Here is a 7,419-nt window from a genome sequence, read left to right as displayed (position 1 = left end):
TAGCGAGAAAGCGTTGCCGCAGGCAACGACCCGAAGGGCGAAGCGCGTAGCGCTGAGTCAACGCAATGTCCCATATTCTGCCCATGCGGAAAGGATGAGAAGCTTCGATTAAGGTTCGATTCGAGCACACTTGCTGCAGACAAAGAGCACGCCGTAAGCGCGCCGGTTTATTCCGATTTATTTATGCTGGGTGCGCTGGGATCGCGCGGGCTGTGTACTGCCCCGCTGTGTGCAGAAATTCTGGCGTCGCAAATGAGCAATGAACCGATTCCCATGGATGCCAGCACGCTGGCGGCGCTAAATCCAAATCGTCTGTGGGTCAGGAAGTTATTGAAGGGTAAAGCGGTGAAATAAAAGGATGGGATGCCCTCTCGTCATGGCCTTGATGCGCTACGCTTATCAGGCCTACAAACATCACTGACACCTGCGGTGCAATTCGCTTATCAGGCCGACAGAGAGCTGGTGTCCGCGTAGGCCGGATAAGGCGGTTACGCCGCCATCCGGCGAACAGGCATAAAAAACCCCGCCGAAGCGGGGTTTGGTGCGTTACAACGCGAAATTAATGACGGGCGCGCACAATCTGATATTTACGTGTCAGATACTCGACTGGCACGCTCCAGATATGTACCAGACGCGAGAACGGGAACAGCAGGAACAGCGTCATACCTAATACCAGGTGCATGCGGAAAATGAATGCCACACCATCCAGATACTGAGACGCCCCACCGTGGAAGGTCACCACTGATTGCGCCCAGTTCACCAGCTTCATCATTTCGCTACCGTCCATATGCTGAGCCGAGAACGGAATGGTCAGCAGACCCAGCGCACACTGAATAACCAGAACAGACAGCACCAGAATATCGGCACCCGTGGTCGTTGCACGCACGCGCGGACTGAACAGACGACGTTTCAGCAGCAGCACGCCCCCCACCAGGCACATCACACCACTGGCACCACCGGCAAACATCGCCATCTTTTGCTTCACTTCAAGCGGTAACCACGCTTCGTACATCCAGTGCGGCGTCAGCATCCCCAGGAAATGACCCGCGAAGATGCCGAGGATCCCAATGTGAAACAGGTTTGACGCAAGGTTCATCCCTTTGCGATCCAGCATCTGGCTGGAAGCCGCACGCCAGGTATACTGACCGTAGTCGTAGCGTAACCAGCTGCCAATCAGAAAGACAGAACCCGCGATATACGGATAGATGTCAAAGAAGAACGTATTCAGGAAGTGCATTAGTGCTGTCCTCCGGTGGTGATGTTCAGGTACTGCGGCGCAACGGCCCCGGCAAAACGACGTTGATGAGCAGAAATTTCAGACTCACCACATCCCTGGTCGGCAAAGAATTTCACCTGTTCTTCTTCCCAAACAGCATCCAGTGCCTGCGGTGTGTCGTCACGAACTTCATCCGCAATTTTTTCGGCCACTTTGTCGCTGTCGATAGCGGTATTCGCCAGTTTTAACAGCAGATCGAACAGCACCGCGTAACGGCTTTCGCGCTGTTGCAGACGCGCACTGAGCAGCGCCAGAATCGGGGCGATATCCTGCAAGCCACCTAACGCTTCGCTTTTTGGCAACTGTGCGAGATATTCCAGATACAGCGGCAAGTGATCAGGCAATTCGCGGCTATCGAGTTGTAGTCCGTGCTGCTCATACTGAGCCATCAGGTCAACCATCGCCTGGCCGCGATCGCGGGATTCACCGTGAACATGTTCAAACAGCAATAGTGACGTCGCCCGACCACGGTCGAACAGTTCGCTATAGCTTGCCTGCGCATCCAGCATATCCTGCGCAGTTAAATCGCGCAGGAAAACGCCCAGCGTCTGGGCATCCTCTTTGTCCAGGTTTTCAGATGACGCGAGTGCATCGAAAAGTTCCTGCTGATGCTGCCACAAGGCAGCATCCGGGTACTCGAGCAGACGCGAAACAATGACAAGCTCAATCATTGGTGCGGCTCCGTTTTGCTGGTCACATCGACAGCATCGATGCGGCGACTGTTGAACAGATTGAATTTCGTATCAGAACCGTGGCAACCATCACCGAAGGTGAAACCACAACCACTTTTCTCCGGGAATGCTTCACGCGCCAGTTCGCGATGGCTGCTCGGGATCACAAAACGATCTTCATAGTTAGCAATCGCCAGGTAACGATACATCTCTTGTGCCTGAGCTTCGGTCAGCCCGACCTCTTCCAGCGCGCGGGTATCGACTTTACCGTCTACGGTTTCTGCGCGTTTGTAGTGACGCATCGCCAGCATACGTTTCAGCGCCCGCAGTACCGGCTGGGTATCACCCGCAGTCAGCAGGTTCGCCAGGTACTGAACCGGGATACGCAGGCTGTCCACGTCTGGCAGAATACCGTTGCTACCCAGTTCACCCGCATCAGCAGCGGACTGAATCGGAGACAATGGTGGTACATACCAGACCATCGGCAACGTGCGGTATTCCGGATGCAGCGGCAGCGCCAGCTTCCAGTCCATTGCCATTTTGTATACCGGCGACTGCTGGGCCGCGTCGATTACACTCAGCGGAATGCCATCTTTCAGTGCCTGTTCAATCACTGCCGGATCGTTTGGATCGAGGAATACGTCCAGCTGACTCTGATACAGATCCTTCTCGTTCTCGGTGCTGGCAGCGCTTTCAATCGCATCGGCGTCATACAGCAACACGCCGAGATAACGGATACGACCCACACAGGTTTCAGAACATACCGTCGGTTGGCCCGCTTCGATACGCGGATAGCAGAAGATGCACTTCTCAGATTTACCGCTCTTCCAGTTGAAGTAGATCTTCTTGTACGGACACCCGGTGATGCACATACGCCAGCCGCGGCATTTGTCCTGATCGATCAGCACGATGCCATCTTCTTCCCGCTTGTAGATGGCACCGCTCGGGCAGGTCGCCACGCACGCCGGGTTCAGACAGTGCTCGCACAGCCGCGGCAGATACATCATGAAGGTGTTTTCAAACTGCCCGTACATCGCCTTCTGCATATTTTCGAAGTTCTGGTCTTTCGCCAGCTTCTCAAACTCACCGCCCAGGTCATCTTCCCAGTTCGGACCTTTGGTGATTTTGTCCATACGCTGACCGGTAATCAGCGAGCGCGGACGGGCGATCGGCTGCGCCTTGCTATCAGCGGGCGCGTTGTGCAGCGTCTGGTAGTCGAAATCAAACGGCTCGTAGTAATCATCAATGCCCGGCAGATGCGGGTTAGCAAAGATTTTACCCAGCAGCAGCGCTTTGTTACCCATGCGCGGCACCAGCTTGCCGTTGATTTTACGGATCCAACCGCCCTTCCATTTTTCCTGGTTTTCCCAGTCAGTCGGGAAGCCCGTTCCTGGCTTCGTTTCAACGTTGTTGAACCAGGCATATTCGGCACCTTCACGGCTGGTCCAGACGTTTTTGCAGGTTACTGAACAGGTGTGGCAACCGATGCACTTATCGAGATTCAGCACCATGCCGACTTGTGAACGAATTTTCATTTTACGCTCTCCTGTACCTGGTCATTGCCTTCACCATCCAACCAGTCAATGTTCTTCATCTTACGTACCACAACGAACTCATCACGGTTCGACCCTACGGTGCCGTAGTAGTTAAAGCCGTAGGCCAGATGTGCATAGCCACCGATCATGTGGGTCGGTTTCGGCGTAATACGCGTTACCGAGTTATGGATCCCACCACGCTGCTGGGTAATTTCTGAACCAGGCAGGTTCACAATACGTTCCTGCGCGTGGTACATCATGGTCATACCGGCCGGCACACGTTGGCTGACAACGGCACGGGCAGTTAAGGCACCGTTGCTGTTGAAAACTTCGATCCAGTCGTTATCTTCGATGCCCAAATCTTTCGCATCGGCTTCACTCATCCACACAATCGGACCGCCGCGACCTAACGTCAGCATCAGCAGGTTGTCACTGTAGGTAGAGTGGATACCCCACTTCTGGTGTGGCGTCAGGAAGTTGAGCGCTTTTTCTGGGTTGCCATTAGACTTCTCGCCCATCACCTCTTTCACCGAACGGGTGTCGATTGGCGGACGATAGACCAGCAGGCTTTCGCCGAAGTCACGCATCCACTGGTGATCCTGATACAACTGCTGGCGACCAGACAGCGTGCGCCATGGGATTAGCTCATGAACGTTGGTGTAACCGGCGTTATAAGAAACGTGTTCATCTTCCAGACCTGACCAGGTCGGGCTGGAGATGATTTTGCGCGGTTGCGCCTGAATATCACGGAAGCGAATCTTCTCGTCTTCTTTGTTCAGTGCCAGATGCGTATGGTCACGGCCGGTAAATTCACTCAGCGCAGCCCAGGCTTTGACGGCGACCTGGCCATTCGTTTCCGGAGCCAGCGTCAGGATCATCTCAGCGGCATCAATGGCTGTATTAAGACAAGGCTGGCCTTTCGCCGGACCTTCTGCCTTGGTGTAATTGAGCTTACGCAGCAGATCCATTTCGCTCTGAGTATTCCAGGCAATCCCTTTACCACCGTTACCGACTTTGTCCATCAACGGGCCGATAGAGGTGAAGCGCTCGTAAGTTGCCGGGTAATCACGCTCAACGGTCATGATGTGCGGTGCGGTGACGCCAGGGATCAGGTCGCATTCGCCTTTTTTCCAGTCTTTCACGTCCAGCGGCTGCGCCAGTTCAGCAGCAGAGTCGTGCTGGATAGGCAGTGTCACCACGTCGGTTTCTTTACCAAGGTGACCGACACAAACTTCAGAGAATTTCTTGGCGATGGCTTTGTAGATTTCCCAGTCGCTTTTCGATTCCCAGGCCGGGTCAACAGCAGCAGACAGCGGATGAATAAACGGATGCATATCCGAGGTATTCATGTCGTCTTTTTCATACCAGGTGGCCGTTGGCAGCACGATGTCGGAATACAGGCAGGTGCTCGACAGACGGAAGTCCAGCGTCACCACCAGATCCAGCTTGCCGTCGAGACCATTATCCTGCCATTCCACTTCTTCTGGTTTCACGCCGCCCTGTTTACCCAGATCCAATCCCTGAATACCGTGCTCAGTACCCAGCAGATACTTCAGCATGTATTCATGACCTTTACCGGATGAGCCCAGCAAATTAGAGCGCCAGATAAACAGGTTGCGTGGATGGTTTTTACCGTTTTCTGGTTGTTCTGCCGCAAAGCGAATAGAACCGTCCTTCAGCGATTTAACGGTGTAATCGACGGGTGTCATCCCCGCTTTTTCCGCCTCACGCGCAATGTACAGCGGGTTAGTCCCCAACTGCGGTGCGGACGGCAACCAGCCCATACGCTCGGCGCGCACGTTGAAGTCGATCAGATGACCGCTATAGCGGGATTTATCCGCCATCGGCGACAGCAGTTCCTGTGCCGTAACCGTCTCATAGCGCCACTGGCTGGAGTGGTTATAGAAGTAGGACGTACTGTTCATGTGACGCGCAGGACGCTGCCAGTCAAGCGCAAACGCCAGTGGCTGCCAGCCGGTCTGTGGACGCAGTTTTTCCTGGCCTACATAGTGGGCCCAGCCGCCGCCGCTCTGACCGACACAGCCGCAGAAAATCAGCATGTTGATCAGGCCGCGATAGTTCATATCGAGGTGATACCAGTGGTTCAGACCCGCACCGACGATGATCATCGAACGTCCGTGGGTTTTATCGGCGTTATCAGCAAATTCACGGGCAATACGCACAATTTGAGAACGTGAAACACCGGTGATTTTTTCTGCCCACGCAGGGGTATACGCTTTTACGTCATCGTAGCTGGTCGCGCAGTTTTCATCATTCAGACCACGCTCAAGGCCGTAGTTAGCCATGGTCAGATCGTAAACGGTGGTCACCAGCGCCGTAGAGCCATCGGCCAACTGGAGTCGTTTAACCGGTAGTTTATGCAGCAGAACGTTTTCCAGTTCGACTTTATTGAAATGTTCAGTTCCTTCGCCACCGAAGTACGGGAAACCGACTTCCGCGATATCATCCTGGCTACCCAGCAGGCTAAGTTGCAGTTCCGTTTCGGCACCAGACGTACCGTCGCGCTGCTCCAGGTTCCATTTACCTTTTTCGCCCCAGCGGAAACCGATTGAACCGTTCGGCGCAACCATCTCGCCGTTGCTGTTAATCGCGACAGTTTTCCATTCCGGGTTGTTTTCCTGGCCCAGAGAATCGACCAAATCCGCCGCACGCAGCATACGACCGGCGGCATAGTAACCGTCACGCTCTTCGAGCATCACCAGCATCGGGAAGTCGGTGTAACGACGCACGTAGTCGGTAAAGTACTGGCTTGGGTTGTCGAGATGGAACTCACGCAGCATAACGTGGCCCATCGCCAGCGCCATTGCGGCATCAGTCCCCTGCTTCGGTGCCAGCCACAGGTCGCAAAGCTTGGCGATTTCTGCGTAGTCCGGCGTAATCGCGACAGTTTTGGTGCCTTTGTAGCGAACTTCTGTGAAGAAGTGCGCATCCGGGGTACGGGTCTGCGGTACGTTAGAACCCCAGGCAATGATGTAGCTGGAGTTGTACCAGTCAGCAGATTCCGGTACGTCAGTCTGTTCGCCCCAGGTCTGCGGAGAGGCAGGCGGCAGGTCGCAGTACCAGTCGTAGAAGCTCAGGCAGGTACCGCCAATCAGTGACAGGTAACGAGCACCGGAAGCATAAGAAACCATCGACATTGCCGGGATCGGTGAGAAACCCGCCACGCGGTCAGGACCATAGGTTTTCACGGTATAGACGTTAGATGCCGCAATCAGTTCGTTGACTTCCTGCCAGGAAGAACGGACAAACCCGCCACGACCACGCGCTTGTTTAAAGCTTTTTGCTTTATCGGCGTCTTCGATGATGGAGGCCCAGGCGTCAACGGGATCGCTGTGCAGTCTTTTCGCTTCACGCCACATCTTCATCAGACGTTTGCGCATAAGCGGATATTTGAGGCGGTTAGCGCTGTAGAGATACCAGGAATAGCTCGCACCACGCGGGCAGCCGCGAGGTTCGTGGTTTGGCAGATCAGGACGAGTACGCGGGTAGTCCGTTTGCTGGGTTTCCCAAGTTACCAGACCATTTTTCACGTAGATTTTCCAGCTGCATGAGCCGGTGCAGTTTACGCCGTGGGTTGAACGCACGACTTTGTCATGCTGCCAACGCTGGCGGTATCCATCCTCCCAGTCCCTGTTGGTGTTGAGAAGCTGGCCGTGCCCATCGGCAAAGGTTTCGCCCTTCTGTTTGAAGTAGCGAAACCGGTCCAGGAATTTACTCATCGGTTTTCTCCTGTAGGAGCCTGACGGCTCTCTGATAAATCGACATTGCTTGATTGGGAGTGAAGGTAACGCTCTGAAAGGGCGTGATAATTGATAACGATCAAGGCAGACAGGGATGAAAATAGGTGGTTAATTTTCGTATACCCCTTAAGTAGGATGCTGATATTAAATATAATTTATTGATTTATATATGGATT

At 54.1% G+C, this 7,419-nt stretch carries 4 protein-coding genes and 1 pseudogene; 1 reads left to right on the top strand and 4 read right to left on the bottom strand.

What is annotated here, in order from left to right; all coding sequences use genetic code 11:
• Nucleotides 1–123: 123 nt before the first annotated feature.
• A pseudogene (gene mnmC, locus FDX19_RS04085) lies at nucleotides 124–354 on the top strand (bifunctional tRNA (5-methylaminomethyl-2-thiouridine)(34)-methyltransferase MnmD/FAD-dependent 5-carboxymethylaminomethyl-2-thiouridine(34) oxidoreductase MnmC); the annotation flags it as partial.
• Between the two features lie 205 nt (nucleotides 355–559).
• Here the strand turns inward: mnmC and narI are convergent.
• From narI to FDX19_RS04065, 4 genes are read right to left on the bottom strand one after another with little or no spacing between them, the layout of a single operon-like run.
• Entirely contained in the window at nucleotides 560–1,237 is a 678-nt protein-coding gene (gene narI / locus FDX19_RS04080) for a respiratory nitrate reductase subunit gamma (RefSeq protein ID WP_045443634.1), read from the bottom strand.
• Complete coding sequence (narJ, locus tag FDX19_RS04075) at nucleotides 1,237–1,947, bottom strand: nitrate reductase molybdenum cofactor assembly chaperone (RefSeq protein ID WP_137381697.1); 711 nt, start codon at nucleotides 1,945–1,947, stop codon at nucleotides 1,237–1,239. The genes narI and narJ overlap by 1 nt, the downstream gene beginning before the upstream one ends.
• The gene (gene narH / locus FDX19_RS04070; RefSeq protein ID WP_137381696.1) at nucleotides 1,944–3,482 is read right to left on the bottom strand and encodes a nitrate reductase subunit beta; all 1,539 of its coding nucleotides are present in this window, start codon (nucleotides 3,480–3,482) and stop codon (nucleotides 1,944–1,946) included. The genes narJ and narH overlap by 4 nt, the downstream gene beginning before the upstream one ends.
• Nucleotides 3,479–7,222 carry a nitrate reductase subunit alpha gene (locus FDX19_RS04065; protein WP_137381695.1) on the bottom strand — a complete coding sequence of 1,248 codons (3,744 nt, stop codon included), beginning with the start codon at nucleotides 7,220–7,222 and terminating at the stop codon, nucleotides 3,479–3,481. The genes narH and FDX19_RS04065 overlap by 4 nt, the downstream gene beginning before the upstream one ends.
• Nucleotides 7,223–7,419 lie beyond the last annotated feature (197 nt).

It is taken from the genome of Citrobacter sp. wls619 (assembly GCF_005281345.1).
In the GTDB taxonomy this organism is placed as follows: Bacteria; Pseudomonadota; Gammaproteobacteria; order Enterobacterales; family Enterobacteriaceae; genus Citrobacter.
This window is presented reverse-complemented; position numbering and strand designations above follow the sequence as displayed.

Excerpts from the sequence above, each read along its gene's own strand:
- narH (WP_137381696.1), bottom strand. The coding sequence starts at position 3,482 with ATGAAAATTCGTTCACAAGTCGGCATGGTGCTGAATCTCGATAAGTGC.
- narI (WP_045443634.1), bottom strand. The coding sequence starts at position 1,237 with ATGCACTTCCTGAATACGTTCTTCTTTGACATCTATCCGTATATCGCG.
- narJ (WP_137381697.1), bottom strand. The coding sequence starts at position 1,947 with ATGATTGAGCTTGTCATTGTTTCGCGTCTGCTCGAGTACCCGGATGCT.
- FDX19_RS04065 (WP_137381695.1), bottom strand. The coding sequence starts at position 7,222 with ATGAGTAAATTCCTGGACCGGTTTCGCTACTTCAAACAGAAGGGCGAA.